Source organism: methane-oxidizing endosymbiont of Gigantopelta aegis (assembly GCF_016097405.1).
GTDB lineage: Bacteria > Pseudomonadota > Gammaproteobacteria > Methylococcales > Methylomonadaceae > Methylomarinum.
Genome location: NZ_JAEHGD010000001.1, coordinates 1 through 17,919 on the forward strand (window position 1 = coordinate 1; position 17,919 = coordinate 17,919).

At 44.7% G+C, this 17,919-nt stretch carries 15 protein-coding genes and 1 pseudogene; 3 read left to right on the top strand and 13 right to left on the bottom strand.

Features of this window, described 5'->3' with window-relative positions; translation table 11 throughout:
• Nucleotides 1-8: 8 nt before the first annotated feature.
• From ntrC to JEU20_RS00030, 7 genes are all read right to left on the bottom strand, one after another.
• On the bottom strand, nt 9-1,436 hold the full coding sequence (gene ntrC / locus JEU20_RS00005) for a nitrogen regulation protein NR(I) (RefSeq protein WP_281066755.1): 1,428 nt from the start codon (nt 1,434-1,436) through the stop codon (nt 9-11).
• The gene (gene glnL, locus JEU20_RS00010; RefSeq protein WP_198242850.1) at nt 1,429-2,478 is read right to left on the bottom strand and encodes a nitrogen regulation protein NR(II); all 1,050 of its coding nucleotides are present in this window, start codon (nt 2,476-2,478) and stop codon (nt 1,429-1,431) included. Before glnL ends, ntrC begins: the two co-directional genes overlap by 8 nt.
• Nucleotides 2,479-2,668: 190 nt before the next feature.
• The gene (gene glnA / locus JEU20_RS00015) at nt 2,669-4,078 is read right to left on the bottom strand and encodes a glutamate--ammonia ligase (RefSeq protein WP_198242852.1); all 1,410 of its coding nucleotides are present in this window, start codon (nt 4,076-4,078) and stop codon (nt 2,669-2,671) included.
• Between the two features lie 166 nt (nt 4,079-4,244).
• The gene (locus JEU20_RS00020; protein ID WP_198242854.1) at nt 4,245-5,459 is read right to left on the bottom strand and encodes a porin; all 1,215 of its coding nucleotides are present in this window, start codon (nt 5,457-5,459) and stop codon (nt 4,245-4,247) included.
• 357 nt (nt 5,460-5,816) lie between these two features.
• A complete protein-coding gene (locus tag JEU20_RS00025) occupies nt 5,817-7,202 on the bottom strand; it encodes an IS3 family transposase (protein ID WP_425356662.1) in 1,386 nt (461 codons plus the stop codon).
• Nucleotides 7,163-7,372: a transposase gene (locus tag JEU20_RS15705; RefSeq protein WP_425356663.1), complete on the bottom strand. Its 210-nt coding sequence runs from the start codon at nt 7,370-7,372 to the stop codon at nt 7,163-7,165. The genes JEU20_RS00025 and JEU20_RS15705 overlap by 40 nt, the downstream gene beginning before the upstream one ends.
• Entirely contained in the window at nt 7,359-9,389 is a 2,031-nt protein-coding gene (locus tag JEU20_RS00030; RefSeq protein WP_198242856.1) for a calcium-binding protein, read from the bottom strand. The genes JEU20_RS15705 and JEU20_RS00030 overlap by 14 nt, the downstream gene beginning before the upstream one ends.
• Before the next feature lie 244 nt (nt 9,390-9,633).
• On the opposite strand from JEU20_RS00030, the gene JEU20_RS15710 reads away from it, so the two are divergent.
• Both JEU20_RS15710 and JEU20_RS15715 read left to right on the top strand, forming a co-directional pair.
• On the top strand, nt 9,634-11,949 hold the full coding sequence (locus tag JEU20_RS15710) for an ABC transporter transmembrane domain-containing protein (protein WP_425356664.1): 2,316 nt from the start codon (nt 9,634-9,636) through the stop codon (nt 11,947-11,949).
• Entirely contained in the window at nt 11,934-12,488 is a 555-nt protein-coding gene (locus JEU20_RS15715) for a DDE-type integrase/transposase/recombinase (RefSeq protein ID WP_425356698.1), read from the top strand. The genes JEU20_RS15710 and JEU20_RS15715 overlap by 16 nt, the downstream gene beginning before the upstream one ends.
• A gap of 122 nt (nt 12,489-12,610) precedes the next feature.
• Here JEU20_RS15715 and JEU20_RS00050 read toward each other — a convergent pair whose 3' ends face one another.
• The 4 genes and pseudogenes from JEU20_RS00050 to JEU20_RS00065 form a co-directional block, all read right to left on the bottom strand.
• Nucleotides 12,611-13,567: an NAD(P)/FAD-dependent oxidoreductase gene (locus JEU20_RS00050; protein ID WP_198242858.1), complete on the bottom strand. Its 957-nt coding sequence runs from the start codon at nt 13,565-13,567 to the stop codon at nt 12,611-12,613.
• A complete protein-coding gene (locus JEU20_RS00055; protein WP_198242860.1) occupies nt 13,560-13,877 on the bottom strand; it encodes a (2Fe-2S)-binding protein in 318 nt (105 codons plus the stop codon). The genes JEU20_RS00050 and JEU20_RS00055 overlap by 8 nt, the downstream gene beginning before the upstream one ends.
• A gap of 2 nt (nt 13,878-13,879) precedes the next feature.
• Nucleotides 13,880-14,956 carry an ornithine cyclodeaminase family protein gene (locus JEU20_RS00060; protein WP_198242863.1) on the bottom strand — a complete coding sequence of 359 codons (1,077 nt, stop codon included), beginning with the start codon at nt 14,954-14,956 and terminating at the stop codon, nt 13,880-13,882.
• Between the two features lie 5 nt (nt 14,957-14,961).
• A pseudogene (locus tag JEU20_RS00065) lies at nt 14,962-15,327 on the bottom strand (MBL fold metallo-hydrolase); the annotation flags it as partial.
• An 86-nt stretch (nt 15,328-15,413) separates the two neighbouring features.
• Between JEU20_RS00065 and JEU20_RS00070 the strand changes: the two are divergent.
• Nucleotides 15,414-16,165, top strand: a protein-coding gene (locus JEU20_RS00070) for an IS5 family transposase (protein WP_198242867.1) whose coding sequence is annotated in 2 segments (ribosomal slippage) — nt 15,414-15,977 and nt 15,980-16,165 — 750 coding nt in all. Because the reading frame shifts where the segments join, the coding sequence is not laid out codon by codon here.
• Here the strand turns inward: JEU20_RS00070 and JEU20_RS00075 are convergent.
• Complete coding sequence (locus JEU20_RS00075) at nt 16,154-16,450, bottom strand: MBL fold metallo-hydrolase (RefSeq protein WP_198242869.1); 297 nt, start codon at nt 16,448-16,450, stop codon at nt 16,154-16,156. The two genes, JEU20_RS00070 and JEU20_RS00075, sit on opposite strands and share 12 nt — an antisense overlap.
• The gene (gene lpdA, locus JEU20_RS00080; protein WP_198242871.1) at nt 16,450-17,898 is read right to left on the bottom strand and encodes a dihydrolipoyl dehydrogenase; all 1,449 of its coding nucleotides are present in this window, start codon (nt 17,896-17,898) and stop codon (nt 16,450-16,452) included. Before lpdA ends, JEU20_RS00075 begins: the two co-directional genes overlap by 1 nt.
• Nucleotides 17,899-17,919: the final 21 nt, after the last annotated feature.

Consider the following 17,919-nt stretch of genomic DNA (forward strand, 5'->3'; position numbering starts at 1 on the left):
GCGGAGCTCTATGATGAGGTTGAAATATTCAGTTCTTTCAGTTTACGAGTTAAGGTATTGCGGCCATAGCCTAAAAGCTTGGCAGCCTCATTTTTTTTGCCATGAGTTTGAGCAAGAGCAGCTTTGATTAATATTGCTTCGGTAATTGGAATGGCTTGTTTGGCAAGGTCAGTCTCTCCTTGAGCCAATTTTTGTATCGCCCATTGTTTAAAGGCATATTGCCAATCTTCTATTAGCTCGTTGTTTGCATTGGTTTGCACTGGAGGTGATTTGAGTTCGGGAGGGAGGTCTTGTAAATGAATGTGACGGCCTGACGCCATTACCGTTAACCAACGACATAGGTTTTCAAGTTGTCGGACATTACCTGGCCAGTCCAAGGACTTTAAAAAGGTTTCAACTTCAGGTGTCAGGATTTTTATATCGGTTTGCAATTCTTCTGCACTTTTTTGCAGAAAATGCTGCATGAGTAAAATAATATCGCCATTGCGTTCTCGTAATGGCGGAATATGCACCCGGATAACATTAAGTCGATGAAATAGATCTTCTCGAAAACGGCCTTCAGCAACGAGCTGCTCAAGGTTTTGATGGGTCGCTGCAATGATCCTGACATCAACTTTAGTCGGGATGTGGGCACCGACAGGATAAAACTCGTTGTTTGCAAGAACGCGTAACAAACGTGTTTGCAGCTCAATCGGCATGTCACCAATTTCATCCAAGAATAAGGTGCCACGGTTGGCTTGCTCAAAACGGCCTGATCTGCGGCTGAGCGCACCGGTAAATGCGCCTTTCTCATGACCAAATAGTTCTGATTCCATTAAGTCCTTTGGAATAGCGGCCATATTTAACGCAATAAAGGGATATTTGGCACGTGGACTATGGCGGTGTAATGCTTGGGCAACCAGTTCTTTACCCGTTCCAGACTCTCCATTAATCAACACGGTGATATGTGAACGTGCAAGCCGGCCGATGGCACGAAAAACCTCCTGCATGGCAGGCGATTCGCCGATTATTTCTGGCAACTGTTGTTGAGAAGGTAGAGACGATTCTGTAGTGTTCTGCCTGCGTGCTGCGCAGGCTTGCCTGACTTTATCAATAACTATGTTCAGATCAAAGGGTTTGGGTAAATATTCAAAAGCGCCATGTTGAAATGCTGAAACGGCACTGTCTAAATCTGAGTGGGCGGTCATGATAATGACTGGAAGTTCAGGATATTGGTCTCTGATGGCTTGTGTCAGATCCAGCCCACTAATCCCGGGCATACGAATATCGGTAATTAATACATCGGGGTCTTCATGTTGTAGAGCCGTCATTAAATCATTGCCATGACTAAAACAGCGTGTATTGAAGCCGTTTTTTTGTAAAGCCTTTTCTAGTACCCAGCGAATGGATTTGTCATCATCAACAACCCAGATAGTATGAGTGCTCATATTATTCATTATTCTCCAAAGGTAAGAATACAGAAAAGCGTGTGTAACCCGGATGACTATCACATTCGATAAACCCCTGATGCTGATGGATCAGCGATTGGGCGATTGAAAGACCAAGTCCGGTTCCTTCGGGACGTCCGGTAATCATAGGATAAAAAATTTGGCTGATAATATCAGGATGAATGCCCGGGCCATTATCGATAATATCGATTTTTACACACAGTTTATAGCGTTGGCGGCCGATGGTGATCCAGCGCTGTATACGTGATTTAAATATAATTTTTCCACCTTCTGGCAAGGCCTGAACCGCGTTACGCGCAATATTAAGGAAAACCTGAATTAATTGATCCATATCAGCTTTTATTTCCGGAATGCTGGGGTCATAATCGGCGCTAAAAATAATATTTTTCGAGCATTCTGCGCTTAGAAGTTGTTTAACACGCTCCAATGCCTGATGGATATTCATGGGTGATTTTTGTGCGGGTTTATTCGGGCCTAGCATTTTATCGATCAGCTGCTGTAAGCGATCAGATTCTGCGATAATGATCTGAGTGTATTCTTTTAACTCAGGGGCATCTAATTCAAGCTCTAATAATTGTGCGGCACCACGCAGGCCGCCTAATGGATTTTTAATCTCATGAGCCAAGCCTCGCGCGAGCATTTTTGCGGTATTTTGTTGGGCAAGAAGTTGTTCTTCGCGAGTGATTCGTAGATGATTATCGACTGCAATGAGTTCAAGTAAAACAGAATCAAGTTGTTCGTTTTCAATAATGGGGGTCACACTGAAATTAACCATCCGGCTATGTTCAGTATGATTAAGCGGGAGCTCTCGGTCAATGAATTGCTCTTGGGTTTTAAGGCAATGTTCAAGCGTGCTGAGAAAAGCAGGGTTACGCGGTTTTAGTAAGCTTTGTGCAGTTTTTCCAATTAAATGCTTAGCGCTGTCATCAAATAAAATTTCTGCAGCGGAATTGATATAAATCAGCTTTAATTGTCGGTCAAACAATAAAATAGCTTCATTTAGATGATCTAGAATTTTTTTTTCAAGCATAAGCGCAAAGTCGATACGGTGATAGAAAATACAAGCAACTATAATGCCACAAAACAAAATCTGGGGTTAGGTGAGAATATTGCTCATATTCCAAGGAAAGGGCGGCTGGGAAAATAGAAAAAATTGAGAGGGTGGAAACAAAAACGCCCCATAATGGGGCGTTTCTGCTTGCAATGAAGGCAGGGCGCTATTACAGGCTGTAGTACATATCAAATTCAACCGGGTGCGTACTCATGCGCAGGCGCTGAACGTCTTCGGTCTTCAATGCAATATAAGCATCAATGGCATCATCAGAGAATACGCCACCGCGGGTCAAGAACTCACGGTCTTCATCTAATGCTTTTAATGCTTCGTCAAATGAGAAAGCAACCTGAGGGATTGCTTTTTCTTCTTCGGGTGGAAGATCATAAAGGTCTTTATCCATGGCTTCGCCAGGGTGAATTTTGTTTTGGATGCCATCGAGTCCAGCCATCAGCATAGCTGAGAAACACAAATATGGATTCGCGGTAGAGTCACCAAAACGCAATTCGATGCGGCGGCCTTTTGGATTGTTAACAAAAGGGACCCGAATAGAAGCGGAACGGTTGCGAGCGGAGTAAGCCAACATCACAGGTGCCTCAAAACCAGGGACCAGGCGCTTGTAGCTGTTGGTTGATGCATTGGCAAATGCATTCAGAGCTTTAGCATGTTTAATGATGCCGCCAATATAGAACAATGCTGTTTCGGATAGGCCGCCATACAGGTCGCCAGAAAACAGGTTGACGCCATCTTTGGACAAAGATTGGTGAACATGCATACCGTTACCGTTATCACCCACTAATGGCTTAGGCATAAAGGTTGCTGTTTTTCCATAAGCATGGGCAATATTTTGTACCACGTATTTTAACACCAGCACTTCATCGGCTTTGTTGACCAGGGTATTAAACTTGGAACCGATTTCACACTGGCCAGCAGTTGCCACTTCATGGTGATGAACTTCAGTGGTTTGGCCCATTTCTTCCAGCACCAGACACATGGCAGAGCGCATGTCTTGTAAGGAATCGACAGGTGGTACTGGAAAGTAGCCGCCTTTAATGCCAGGTCGATGGCCGATATTACCATCTTCATAGACTTTCTCGGAATTCCAGTGTGATTCTTCAGAATCAACTTGGTAACCGCAGCTTCCCATGGTGCTGGACCAGCGCACATCATCAAATACGAAAAATTCATTTTCCGGGCCAAAAAAAGCCGTGTCGGCAATACCCGTAGATTTCATGTAAGCTTCAGCGCGCTTGGCAATGGAACGTGGGTCACGTGCATAGCCTTGCATGTCTTTAGGTTCAATGATATCGCAACGCAAAATCAGGGTGTTGTCATCGAAGAATGGATCGATGACTGCAGTTGATGGGTCAGGCATCAGAATCATGTCAGATTCGTTAATGCCTTTCCAGCCAGCAACTGACGAACCGTCGAACATATTGCCTTCTTCAAAAGTGTCTTCATCGATGGTGTGGGCCGGGTAAGTGACATGTTGCTCTTTTCCGCGGGTATCGCAAAAACGGAAATCAACAAATTTAATGTCGTTTTCCTGGATCATTTTTAAAACGTTGTCTACTGACATGAGTCCAAATCTCCTGTGTTGTACGTAAGTATTATTGAGAGTTATAAGCGGTATAACGATACCATCAAATAATCCAATATGCCATAAAAAACAAAGCCCCCAGCTATGTTTTAATCATAACTGAGGGCTTTAAAGATTTCATCAAAGGCGATGCACCGATGAATAATCAGAAAGTAATGATAAAGTCCGCTGCAACTTGCACTTGCTCATTTTTGTTGCCACCGAAGACAGTACCGGCACCATTAGTATCGGCCCAATCATAACGGACTTCTGGGCGGAATTTTAACCAGGATACTGGCGCATAGTTGACACCAGCTGAAATGGCGTAGTAGTTGGCACCGAACCAATTGCCAGTTTGAGTTTTTGTGGGGATTCGGCCACCACGGTCACTAAACCATTCAGCACGCAGGCCAGCCGCCAGTTTATCATTGATGTCGTAAGTCAGGTATTGGTTGATACCATACCAGTCAGCATCATCACCAGGCGCATTGCCATCTTCCTGAATGCCAAAATCATGTTGGAAGACATAATGCAGTTTGTCGCTGAAATCATGGGAAAAAACAATGCTGTACATTGTTGTGTTTTGGCCTACTGAATCATTACCATTTTCACCGGTGATCAGTGAGATAGCTAAAGATGAGCGGCCATCATCACTGCCCCAGTTGACACCGCCTAGGAAGCTCCAATCACCACCATCTTGACGGAAGTTATCCCAGCCATCAACAGCACCACCCGTGACAGACCAATTGTCATTGAGTTGGTAAGTCGCTAAAACACCTGTGTGAGTGAATGGTTCGCCATAGTTCATGGTATAGGCGTGTGAATAAAAGAAGTTGTCTGGCGAAGTCACGACTTCATAACCAATAATGGTATAGAAGTGACCTGCTTTTACCGTTAAGCCATTACCCAGTGGGGCAAAAATTTCAACATAGGCCTGTGGGAAAGCAAGATCATATTGGTTGAAATCCCGGATGTTAGCAGGATAGCCTGAGCCGGATCTCAAGATTTGGTTGTCCCATCCAGCAGCCTGGGTTGAAGGTGCATCAGTACCAAACATAAAATCAACTCGGCCACCAATATCCCAGCTAGAACCGCTAGTATCAACCGCTTTTTCCAAATACAGATAAGCCTGATTCAATTGGAATTCATTAACGCGATCTGTGCCAAAAGGAATGGCACCATTATTACCACTAGGGTTGCTATGGGAAGCATAGGTCACGCCGCCATTAACCCAGCCGCCAAATTCCAGGCCAAGATTTTTCATCGCCTGAGTTTCATTGATATTAACGCCTGTAGCCGCTTCAATTGCGCCTTCAGCATGAACTGAACCACCGGCAAGCAAAGCGCCAGCGGCTAAAGGCAATAGTACTGTTTTTTTCATAAGATTTCTCCAAGGTCTTTATAAGTACATTAAAAATAAGGTTAAAGCTACCTTAAGATAATGCTTATATTGAATTATAGAGAATTGTTGGAGAAATGCAACTAATGTTGTTTATGCGCAAAAGTGGTGCGCAATGAACTATTTTGGTGCATAATAAGAAACTTTCTTTAGCTGCTTCCCATCCATATTGCTACCTCTTTGTATTACCAGAACCAACCAGAAGACTTCTTACTCTACTGAAGCACCTACAAAACACCATTCAACATCCATCAACAACTTGCGACAATGAATTTTTGGTGACGCTAAATGTCAACCAACCTGTCGCATTTTTTGCAATAATTTACGAAATGAATTTTATTAAGCTGCTTGACATTCTGTTGTGTTGAAATTTTCCTTATCCGGATTAAGATAAACATGGCCAATGGGCGTTAAATTTCGTGTTTGTCGTCCATTCCATCGCTCTGGATTGTCTCTTTTTGCTTGCTCGATGACTCGTTTTCTTTTTTCGAGTACGGCGCTGTCTAAGCCGTTATGGCGTTGGTTGGGTGTTACAAACTTGAGCGCACTGTGTTGATGTTCATTGTTGAACCAACAAACGAAAGCTTCAACCCAGTTCCTGGCTTCGCTTAATGTTTTAAAAGGGTTTTCTGGAAAGGTATGATGATATTTGACTGTTTTAAATAACGATTCTGAATAAGGATTATCATTACTGACACGAGGTCTGCTGAACGACGTGGCAATGTCTAAATCGACCAATTTGGCCCTTAATGTTGCGCCTTTCATCGGACTGCCGTTGTCAGAATGTATCACCAATTGCTTTTTGTCGATGTTTTCCCGGCGAGCGATATCTTCGATCAAATCAGCAGCGTGTGCGCTTGATTCGGCATCATGAACTTGCCAGCCTACGATTTTCCGACTATAGATGTCCATCACCATGTAGAGGTAAAAATACTGCCCTTTGACGGGGCTTAATAAATACGTAATATCCCACGAGTAGATTTGATTGGCCTGTGTGGCTTTGAGTGACTGCGGTTTATTATGCTGACCTGCGGCTCCTTTAGCTCTGTGCTTAAGCTGGTTGTGGGCTTTCATGACACGATAAAAGGTTGATTCTGATGCGAGATAGCAGCCCAAATCCAATAACCTCGGAACGATTTGATGCGGCGTTAAAGCGCTGTATTCCGGTTTATTAATCACGGTGATGATTTCTTGCTTGATGGCCTCGGATAATTGATTGTGCACAGGCGCTGTATTGTGCAGTCGTAGGTCTTCTGAGAGTCCTTCTCCCCGGTTCCAACGCTGATAGGTTCGAGCTGATATACCCACCAGTTCACAGGCTAATTTCTGCCGCGCTCCATTGTCAACGGCTTCATCAATGAGTGCGCTGTAGTGTTGGCGATCTGAGTAGGCGATTAATCGGCCGCCTTTTCCCCCAGATCGCTTGGCACTTTTTGATAACACCAGTAAAGCCGCTGTTTCTGATAACGCTTTCTCTTTGCGGTTTAGCTCCTTATGCAAACGCTTGTTTTCTTGTTTGAGTTTTGTTTGCGCCTGTTTATATACGGATTCTGTTGATTTAGATTCTGACAAAAATTCCGCTTTCCAGGTATTTAGATGATGTAAGTAGATGCCTTGTTCACGACAATAGGCGCTAGCCTGATCATCGGTGAGATGATGACAATGAACAATGGCTTCAAAACGTTCTACTGTATTCCAATCTTGAGGGCTTTTTTCTTTTGACATGTTTGACTCTGTTTTTCGAGTTGATTTTTCTTAGCTAACCGAATCCATTTTTGAAGTGTGGAGTAACCCACACCTAAAGTAACTGCAATTTGCTTTAGCGATTGTTCTGGTCTTCTGGATAATGCTTTTTCTACTGATTGTACTTTAAATTCTTGGCTAAATACGCTCATTTTTGTCTCCTGATTTAAAATTTCTAGGCGACAGGTATGTTGACATAGGGAAACCACTGCTTTCCTCTCCATGATCACCTGAATCGCTTTTAAACTGCTCTTCCTCTTTCAGGTTTTCATCCTGATCGTCACCCTTAGCTTGCTTCTCATCATGCGGCTTACTGCGTTCTTTATCGTCTTCGCGATCATCAGAGTCACTTTGTGCTAAACGCTCCTCTTTCAGGTTTTCATCCTGATCGTCACCCTTAGCTTGCTTCTCATCATGCGGCTTACGGTACTCTTTATCGTCTTCGTGATCATCAGAGTCACTTTGTGCTAAACGCTCCTCTTTCAGGTTTTCATCCTGATCATCACCCTTAGCTTGCTTCTCATCATGCAGCTTACGGTACTCTTTATCGTCTTCGTGATCATCAGAGTCACTTTGTGCTAAACGCTCCTCTTTCAGGTTTTCATCCTGATCGTCACCCTTAGCTTGCTCCTTACTGTATTCTTGATTGGAATCAGTGCTGGTATTTCTTTTCTCATTGACTAACTCAGGCGCCGGCTTACCGTCGGTAAAGGTGTCGATCTGGCCGTCTTTGATCTGGATGGTTTCAACATCATCGTAAATGTAGTTAGCTTCACCAGTCTGGAGGTTTTTCAGTACAAACCGGCCACTGTTGCCATCGCTTTCAGTAATGCTGATGCGGTCATCGCTAGATCCGGCGTTGATGTTGTTTCTACCGGCACCATCGGTAATAATGTTATTGCCTTCACCGCTAGAAATCGTATCATTGCTTGCGCCGCCACTGATGGTGTCATCTCCCGCATAGCCATACAGTTGGTCATTGCCTTGGGTGACATCATCGTAGTCTGAGTTGAATACTCGTTCGACGTTTTCCTGCTTGTCGGTACGGATTCCTTCTTGGGCATTGCGATAATTGACGCTGTCAAAACCCTCTCCACTATCAATCTGGTCCTGTCCATCGACATAGATGGTATCGTTGCCGTCGTCTCCTTTTACGGTGTCAACTACGCCCCGGGCATCGATGACATCGTTACCGGCACCACCGCTGAGGGTGTCATTGCCTTCGTCACCGGTCAGGTGGTCATTGCTCTCATACCCAAAAATTTGCTCACTGGAAGATGTTCCTTTTAATATGTCATTTTGACTGGTTTCATCAATTCTACTTGTTTCAACATTGATTACCGTGCTGCCTTCGACCTTGACTTGGCCGTCGCTGACGACAAAGTTCAGCGGGATGTCTTCGCCGTGAACATTCTCGGTCGGCGTAAACTTAATAGTGTCGATATTGCTGTCCCGGTCGGTGCTGTATTCCACTGAGCCGAATTTCTCATCCACCGAGACATCCACTACTGCCAGCTTGTTGTCGCCATCGGAATCCGGAGCATTTTCCAGTAACGCTTTGGCCTCAAATTTGATCGCGGTATCTTCTTCAATGGTGCCTAAGCCCACCTTGCCGGCTTCAGAGTTATGATTTTCAGAGTCTGAACTCTTTGGAGTAAGGTAAATTTCTGGTTGCTGAATTGCGTTTGGCGACTTTTGATCGGCAAAGCTTACCATGCTTTCTTGCGGCTTAAATGCCGTTGCCGGGACATAGTTTAAAGCAACTCCGTCATGCTCCAATACAAAATGATTGGATCGTAGTGTATCCTGCGAGCTCTTGAAGGTAATGCTTACTATAGAATCCGATACTGATGGCTCAGTCATATCAAATGTCTGATTATCAATAGCCAAATTCGCTGGGTGAAGCGTTTGGCTTTCATACTTTACAGGATCATCATTAAAGGAATAGCGGTTATTTTCTTTAAGCTTGAAGGCAGAATGCTCATTATTGGCAGCTTGTAAATCATTGGCTGCACCGGGCATAAAGATATTTTGCAGAAACAATTCTTCATGATGTTCTGAGCTGGAAACTGACGAATCAAAGAGTTCCTCTGTTTTCTTGTTTGTTTGTACGGATGAAAAAACAAAATCCTGATCGATGCCATTTTGATTATTGGTTTTATTTGCCATAACGGAACCTTTCAACAATATGCCATCAAGTCATTGATACGATCAGTGACTTTTCGGCTGGAATAAAAATCTTGTACCGAGTCTAGCAATCGTTATCTCATGAAAATGAGCAATCAATCCCAAAAACACTTTCTCAAAAATTCAGACGTTGAATTTTTAGATATCAATCACACAAATTTAGTAAGTTTTTTGTTTTTGAACTATGCTTTTTCGAACCAATATTTAAAAACCGGGAGTCGCGACATTGCCTGAAAGCATTTCACTGCCAAAACTCTGGCGAAGACCTGAAGTGATTGTTTCGTCATTATTGATCAATCTTCTGGCGTTGGCTTTGCCCTTCGTCATTTTGCAAGTTTATGACCGAATCATTCCACACCAGGCCCATGACACTTTTTTGGTGCTGATTTTAGGCATGCTCGTGGTGATTGTGCTGGATTGTGTGTTGAAAATCTTGCGCTCTTTGGTGATGAGTTGGGAAAGCGCCCGTTTTGACCATGAAATCAGCCTCAAAGCCATTGATAAAATTCTGCACGCCAAATCTCAGGATTTTGATAAAAAGCCGATTGGCTATTACATCGACAAGATTTATGCGCTGGAAAAAATTCAGGAATTTTTTTCCGGTCAATCTGTTTTGCTGCTAATGGATTTTCCTTTTGCAATTTTATTTTTGATTCTGGTGGGCATGATCGCCGGGCCCTTGATTGCGATTCCCCTAGTGCTGTTATGTGTATTTATACTGGTTTCCATCAAAACGGGTAATTTACTCCACCAGGCTCTGGAAAAACGCTCAGTCATGGAGGATCGGAGGCAGAATTTTATCATTGAAATTTTACAGGGAATCCACACGGTGAAATCTATGGCGATGGAACCGTTTATGTTGCGGCGTTATGAAAAACTGCAACTACAATCGGCTGAGAGTGTTTATGAACTCAGTCGGCTGAACAGTCTGGTGCAAGGCGTGGGGGCGACTTTTTCCCAATTGGCGGTAATTTTGTTTGTTGGAATCGGCAGTGTTTATGTGGTAAACGAGCAACTCACCGTCGGGGCGCTGGCGGCGGGCACCATGCTGACCAGCCGGGTGTTACAACCGGGGCTTAAAGCCATGAATGTCTGGATACAATTTCAGGCGGTGAGGCTGGCCATCGACAAAGTGAATGAATTGTTTGCCCTGGATATGGAAGTGTCCGGCAAGATCAAATCGACGAACCAATTACAGGGGGAAATCGAACTGGAAAATGTTTGTTTTAAATATCCCGAGCAAGAAAAATGGCTGTTAGACGATGTTTCTTTAACCATAAAAGCGGGCGAAACCATTGGCATAACCGGCCACAATGGGGCTGGTAAAAGCACGTTGATCAATTTATTATCCGGTTTTTTGTTGCCGGTGAGTGGCTCCATCAACATTGATGGCCATTCACTCCGTGAGTTTGATGCCGAATTTTTACGCGCCCGCACAGCCATTGTGCCGCAATATGGCGTACTGGTCGAAGGCACTATTCTCGAAAATATGACCTTATATCGGGAAGATGACGCCATTGATGATGCCATTGAGCTGTCACGCTTGTTTGGCCTGGATAAAATCATTTCCCGTTTGCCGGATGGTCTGGATACGTTTATTGGGGGCGCAGCGATGGAATTTAAAGTACAATCAGTAGAAAAAGCATTATCCAGAAGACCAGAACAATCGCTAAAGCAAATTGCAGTTACTTTAGGTGTGGGTTACTCCACACTTCAAAAATGGATTCGGTTAGCTAAGAAAAATCAACTCGAAAAAACAGAGTCAAACATGTCAAAAGAAAAAAGCCCTCAAGATTGGAATACAGTAGAACGTTTTGAAGCCATTGTTCATTGTCATCATCTCACCGATGATCAGGCTAGCGCCTATTGTCGTGAACAAGGCATCTACTTACATCATCTAAATACCTGGAAAGCGGAATTTTTGTCAGAATCTAAATCAACAGAATCCGTATATAAACAGGCGCAAACAAAACTCAAACAAGAAAACAAGCGTTTGCATAAGGAGCTAAACCGCAAAGAGAAAGCGTTATCAGAAACAGCGGCTTTACTGGTGTTATCAAAAAAGTGCCAAGCGATCTGGGGAAAAGGCGGCCGATTAATCGCCTACTCAGATCGCCAACACTACAGCGCACTCATTGATGAAGCCGTTGACAATGGAGCGCGGCAGAAATTAGCCTGTGAACTGGTGGGTATATCAGCTCGAACCTATCAGCGTTGGAACCGGGGAGAAGGACTCTCAGAAGACCTACGACTGCACAATACAGCGCCTGTGCACAATCAATTATCCGAGGCCATCAAGCAAGAAATCATCACCGTGATTAATAAACCGGAATACAGCGCTTTAACGCCGCATCAAATCGTTCCGAGGTTATTGGATTTGGGCTGCTATCTCGCATCAGAATCAACCTTTTATCGTGTCATGAAAGCCCACAACCAGCTTAAGCAAGAGCTAAAGGAGCCGCAGGTCAGCATAATAAACCGCAGTCACTCAAAGCCACACAGGCCAATCAAATCTACTCGTGGGATATTACGTATTTATTAAGCCCCGTCAAAGGGCAGTATTTTTACCTCTACATGGTGATGGACATCTATAGTCGGAAAATCGTAGGCTGGCAAGTTCATGATGCCGAATCAAGCGCACACGCTGCTGATTTGATCGAAGATATCGCTCGCCGGGAAAACATCGACAAAAAGCAATTGGTGATACATTCTGACAACGGCAGTCCGATGAAAGGCGCAACATTAAGGGCCAAATTGGTCGATTTAGACATTGCCACGTCGTTCAGCAGACCTCGTGTCAGTAATGATAATCCTTATTCAGAATCGTTATTTAAAACAGTCAAATATCATCATACCTTTCCAGAAAACCCTTTTAAAACATTAAGCGAAGCCAGGAACTGGGTTGAAGCTTTCGTTTGTTGGTTCAACAATGAACATCAACACAGTGCGCTCAAGTTTGTAACACCCAACCAACGCCATAACGGCTTAGACAGCGCCGTACTCGAAAAAGAAAACGAGTCATCGAGCAAGCAAAAAGAGACAATCCAGAGCGATGGAATGGACGACAAACACGAAATTTAACGCCCATTGGCCATGTTTATCTTAATCCGGATAAGGAAAATTTCAACACAACAGAATGTCAAGCAGCTTAATAAAATTCATTTCGTAAATTATTGCAAAAAATGCGACAGGTTGGTTGACATTTAGCGGTTAATGAACCTCGATTGATCAAGGCTTGATTGTAATTCGACCAATTCTTTAGTTTGTAGCGTTGTTTCTTTTTCTTGTCCATGCCCTATAATATGGGGATCCTTATGATTTATGCAACAAAGCCGATGCTGACAACTGGCCGCTTGCGTCAGCCAGATATGAGGAATGATGCCAAAATGCGTTAACAGCAAGTCGGTTTCGATGTGATAGGTTTTGCCATTTTTTTGATAGCTTACCGCTTCAATATGCTCATGACCTGTGGCCTGAATGTGTTGCACCGTTTTTATCGTGGGTACACCTGCCTGTTTTAGCGCCTGTTGCAGGATTAAGCCTTTTTGCAGGTAAGAATAGGCGGGCAGGGCTTTGGGCAATAATGGTAATGCATTGATTATATTGGCGAAAGGGGTGGTGTCGAGAATAGCTGCGATAGGTACACCGAGACGACTATATTGCCAAGCAAGTAATAATAACAGGGGGCCGGAGCCTGCAATTACAACCGGCTGCTCAGGGATGAGTTGTGCTGTTTTTAACAAAATTTGGGCGGCACCAGCCTGCATGACACCCGGTAAGGTCCAGCCAGGAAAAGGAATAGGGCGTTCCATGGCGCCGGTTGCAATTAGAATGTTATCGGCTGTGATAATTCGGCTTTGATTGTTGTGGGTCAAGCCGATTTCTCGCGCAGCATTGAGGGACCAGACGCGCGTTTTTGGAAAATAGGCGGCACCGGAGTATCGAAATGCGTCTGCCAGGTGACGGCCATAGCTGTAGTCAGGGCCTAACAGTTGGGCTGTTTTTTCAGGAATATGTTCGATATTGCGATAAATCTGGCCGCCCGGGGTTGGTTGTTCATCAAGTACGGCACATTCCAGGCCTTGTTCTGTGGCCAGTGTTGCGGCTGCAAGTCCGGCGGGCCCTGCACCAATAATAACCAGTGGATAATGTTCATTCACCCGTGTGTTCTCCTGTGCTGGGCAAGCAGCCGGTTTTGTCCTGAATCTCTATGTGCATACCGTCTTTGACATACGTGGTGCAAGCGCGTTGGTTAGGGATACCGTCAATTACCATCAAACAGTCGTAACACACACCCATGAGGCAAAAGGGGGCACGTTTGGCGCCGGATACCGGTGTGCTGCGGGTATAGCGGAGATTTTGACCGAGTACGGCCGCGGCAACGGAAATGCCACTTTGTACGCGGGCTGGTTGGCCATTGATGAAAATCTCGGTGAGCTTGTCAGCAGTTGACGTTAACGGTTTAAACATGATTAAAGCCTGATTTTACTGAGGATGTGTTCATGTTCAAAGACCATGGATTCTTGCAGTTTCAATTCCTGGCCAATATGAGCCGTTTTAGCGCGCTGATACATGGCGTGTGCCAACGCAATATCGACATAGGCTAGACCCACGGCATTGAAATAGATGCGTTCAGTATCCGAGGTGCGACCGGGTTTATGGCCGGAGACCAGTTCATGTAAATCGGCATGAATATCATTATGTGATAGCAGCCCTTCTTTGAACATGCGGCTCAAGGTCTGGGTGCGATGGGTCACGGTATCCCAATCGTCACAGACAATTTTGTCGCATTGCAGGGCGACCTCATATTCATCTTCCCAGCCGCCGATATGGCTGTAAAAAGCGCCGGGCTTCATCCATTCAGCTTTCAATAAAGGGGCCTGGGCGCTGGTCGCGGTGACTAAAATATCCGCTCCGTTCATAGCTTCTTTGGCTGAAGTATGGCAGGCAATAAATTCTATATCCGACAGAATGGGGGATAATTCATTGATAAAGATTTCTTCTTCAATCGCAGTTTTGGCCGAGACGCGACATTGTTTTAAGCTGGGGCGCACGACTTTCATCGCTAGAAGGTGCATTTTTGCTTGTTCGCCCGCGCCGATAAAGCCAATGTTGTGACTGTCTTTTTTAGCCAAGTGTTTGGCGGCAATTGCACCCATGGCTGCAACCCGCATATTAGATGCTAGAGTGCCTTCCATCACGGCGATAGGGAAGCCCTTTTCAATTTCTGACAGGACAAATAAGGCCGATAAGTTCTGCATATCATATTTTTGCGGATTACGCGGAAAAACCGAAACCCATTTCATACCGCATATTTTTTCATCTAGCAACGTGGCGGGCAGACAGTTGATGCGATCTTGGCTGACCGGGTCAAAAATTTGGACAATTTTTTCAGGAAACAGAATGCGATGGTCTTCGAAGGCGAGCATGGTTTTTTCGGCGACTTCGATAGCCATCCTGAGGTCAAAGCAGCCGGCATCGAGCAAGTCTTCCTGAGATAAATAGGTAAAACTGAGTTTGTGAGGACGAGAAGGTAATGGGTTATTCATATGGATTAAATTGCGACGTAAGGGTTGTTTTTCATTTCCTGGCCAAAGGTTGACATTGGGCCATGCCCAGGAATGAAGGCAATATCTGGGCCGAGTGGAAACAGTTTTTGCTGAATCGAGTCAATCAAATCCTGGTGATTACCGCGCGGGAAATCGGTGCGCCCAATTGAACCATTGAATAAAACATCGCCAACGATGGCCAGTTTTGATTCTGGTTGGTAAAACACCACATGGCCAGGTGTGTGGCCGGGACAATGGATAACCTGTAATTTGGTTTGGCCAAATTGAATCTCATCACCATCGCTTAGCCAGCGATCCGGCATAAATGGTTCTGACGGTGGAAAGTTAAATAATTGACATTGCTGTTCTAGGGGCTGTTGCCGTTTTGAAAATCCCCCTTGAAATTCAATAACTCCGCCACATAGATTGTTTATTTTGACTCAAAAACAAGCAAACTATGCCGCGACAACTGCTTACGGATGAACTTTGGGAGAAACTGAAGATAATTATGTTGAAAATGGGAATTTATGACAAACCTTGTCTTCGAAAAACAGTCGAAGGTATTTTTTATCGCTTGCGAGTAGGTTGTCCCTGGAGAGATTTACCCACGGCTTTTGGTAATTGGAATGCGGTATATAAACGATTCAATGACTGGTCTCGTAAAGAAAAACTGATGGGTATTTTTAACGCCCTGGTTGTTGATCCAGACCTGGAATGGGAATTTATTGATGGGAGTATTGTGAAAGCACATCAGCATAATAGTGGTGCGGCCTGTGAACAAGAAACAGCGATAGGGAAATCTGTCGCCGGGAACACCAGTAAAATTCATATGGCCGTTGATGCCTGTGGTCTTCCTATTCATTTCTCAGTGACAGGCGGCGAAGTTCATGACTGTAAAGAAGCACCGAAATTAGTTGCAGAGCTCCCAAAAGGTGACTATATAGTTGCTGACAGAGGCTATGACAGTGAAGCATTACGTCTTCAAATTAAAGACAAAGGGGCTGTTCCTGTTATCCCAAGAAAAAAAAGAATTCAACTCGGGGAAATGATGAAATGGATTGGTGTCTCTACAAATATCGCCATCTCGTTGAAAATGTGTTTGCAAGACTTAAGCATTTCAGAGCGATCGCCACGCGATATGACAAACTCAAACGAAATTTTGAAGGCTCTATCGCTCTGGCTTGCGCCTTTTTATGGTTACCTATGTGAAATGGCAACAGCCCCTAGTGACTGTATCCAAAATTCATCATCGATATGGGGGCCGAAAATCGGAATATCGAGTTGGTTGGCCAGTTTTTTGACCGCGCCGATATGATCCATATGACCGTGGGTGACCAAAATAATTTCAGGCGTTGTCTGTTGTTGTTCTAGGGCATCGATGATTTTGGGAATATCACCCCCTGGATCGACAATGGCGGCTTTGCTGGTTTTGTCGCAGCTTAGAATGCTGCAATTTTGTTGATAAGCTGTGACAGGAATAATGGTGTATCGCATCAATAGATTTTTTGTGGTGGTAAATGGATAGAGCGATTGGCAATGGATAAGGCGGCCTCATGCAGGGCTTCGGAAATAGTAGGGTGGGCATGAATTGTACGTGCTAAATCTTCCGCGCTAGCCGAAAATTCCATCGCCAGAACGGCTTCGGCAATCAAGTCTGAGGCTTGATGCCCAATAATATGGACGCCGAGAATTTGATCGGTTTCAGCCTGAGTAATGATTTTGACAAAGCCTTCCGGTTTTCCCATAGATAAGGCGCGGGCCGATGCTTTAAACGGAAACAGGCCGACATTATAGTTTTCGCCAATAGCTTTTAAGGCTTGTTCGGTTTGACCGACCCAGGCGATTTCGGGATCGGTATAAATGACACTAGGAATAACGTTGTAGTTGATGGGATTATGATTGCCAGCAATATATTCAGCGACAAAAATACCTTCCTCGATGCCTTTGTGAGCCAGCATTGGCCCCAGCAAGGTCAAATCACCAATGGCATAGACACCGGGCAGGCTGGTGCAGCAGTTTTCATCGACATGAACAAAGCCATTTTCATCCAGTAACAGCTCAATTTCATCGCTCACCAGCTTATCGGAATTTGGCTGTCTGCCGGAGGCGACAATCAGTTTATCCAGAACCAGAGTGTGCGTTCCCTCACTGTCTTCGTATTCAACAATCACTCGGTCATTGGCAACCTGGCTGGATATGACGCGCGTACCGAGGCGAATATCCAAACCTTGTTGACAGAATATCAAATACGCTTCCTGGGCGATTTGGTGATCCGGCGCCGTCAGAAAATTCTCTTGGGCTTCCAGTAAAATAACTTCAGAGCCTAGCCGATTCCAGATTTCACCCAGTTCCAGACCAATAATCCCGGCACCAATAATGCCAAGCCGTTCAGGGACTTCGGTCATATTCAGCGCTTGATGGATATTGATGATTAAATCATGGCAATGCGGGGCGCAGTCGAGTTTTATCGGCCTGGAACCTGTCGCCAGAATAATGTGTTCGGCTTCCAAAACCGATGATGTGTTTTGGCTGGAGAGTGAAACCAACTCAATTTGATGATTACTGATCAGTTTGCCATGTGCATGATAGCAATCGATATTCAGGTTTTTAAAAATAGCCTGGATTTGTTGGTTTAACAGGGCGATGGTTTTGTGTTTGCGGTCGATCATTTTACCGACATCAAGCTGAATATCACCGACCTGAATGCCATGCTCGTTTAAATCATGCGTCAGGGTGTGATAAATCCGCGCCGATTCCAGTAGTGTCATCGAGGAAATACAGCCGGCATTGATAAAGGTGCCGCCTAAACTTGGTCGGCCCTGTGCATCTTGCCAGTCATCGATACTGGCGACTTTGAGGCCGAGTTGAGCGGCCCGGATAGCCGCAACATAGCCGGCAGGGCCTGCACCGATAACGATAACATCATAATGTGGTGTCGACATGGCTGCATCCGATAATAAAAA

What these genes read in the sequence shown, in the direction of transcription:
- ntrC (WP_281066755.1), bottom strand. Translation starts at nt 1,436, where the DNA reads ATGAATAATATGAGCACTCATACTATCTGGGTTGTTGATGATGACAAA.
- glnL (WP_198242850.1), bottom strand. Translation starts at nt 2,478, where the DNA reads ATGCTTGAAAAAAAAATTCTAGATCATCTAAATGAAGCTATTTTATTG.
- glnA (WP_198242852.1), bottom strand. Translation starts at nt 4,078, where the DNA reads ATGTCAGTAGACAACGTTTTAAAAATGATCCAGGAAAACGACATTAAA.
- JEU20_RS00020 (WP_198242854.1), bottom strand. Translation starts at nt 5,459, where the DNA reads ATGAAAAAAACAGTACTATTGCCTTTAGCCGCTGGCGCTTTGCTTGCC.
- JEU20_RS00025 (WP_425356662.1), bottom strand. Translation starts at nt 7,202, where the DNA reads ATGTCAAAAGAAAAAAGCCCTCAAGATTGGAATACAGTAGAACGTTTT.
- JEU20_RS15705 (WP_425356663.1), bottom strand. Translation starts at nt 7,372, where the DNA reads ATGAGCGTATTTAGCCAAGAATTTAAAGTACAATCAGTAGAAAAAGCA.
- JEU20_RS00030 (WP_198242856.1), bottom strand. Translation starts at nt 9,389, where the DNA reads ATGGCAAATAAAACCAATAATCAAAATGGCATCGATCAGGATTTTGTT.
- JEU20_RS00055 (WP_198242860.1), bottom strand. Translation starts at nt 13,877, where the DNA reads ATGTTTAAACCGTTAACGTCAACTGCTGACAAGCTCACCGAGATTTTC.
- JEU20_RS00060 (WP_198242863.1), bottom strand. Translation starts at nt 14,956, where the DNA reads ATGAATAACCCATTACCTTCTCGTCCTCACAAACTCAGTTTTACCTAT.
- JEU20_RS00075 (WP_198242869.1), bottom strand. Translation starts at nt 16,450, where the DNA reads ATGCGATACACCATTATTCCTGTCACAGCTTATCAACAAAATTGCAGC.
- lpdA (WP_198242871.1), bottom strand. Translation starts at nt 17,898, where the DNA reads ATGTCGACACCACATTATGATGTTATCGTTATCGGTGCAGGCCCTGCC.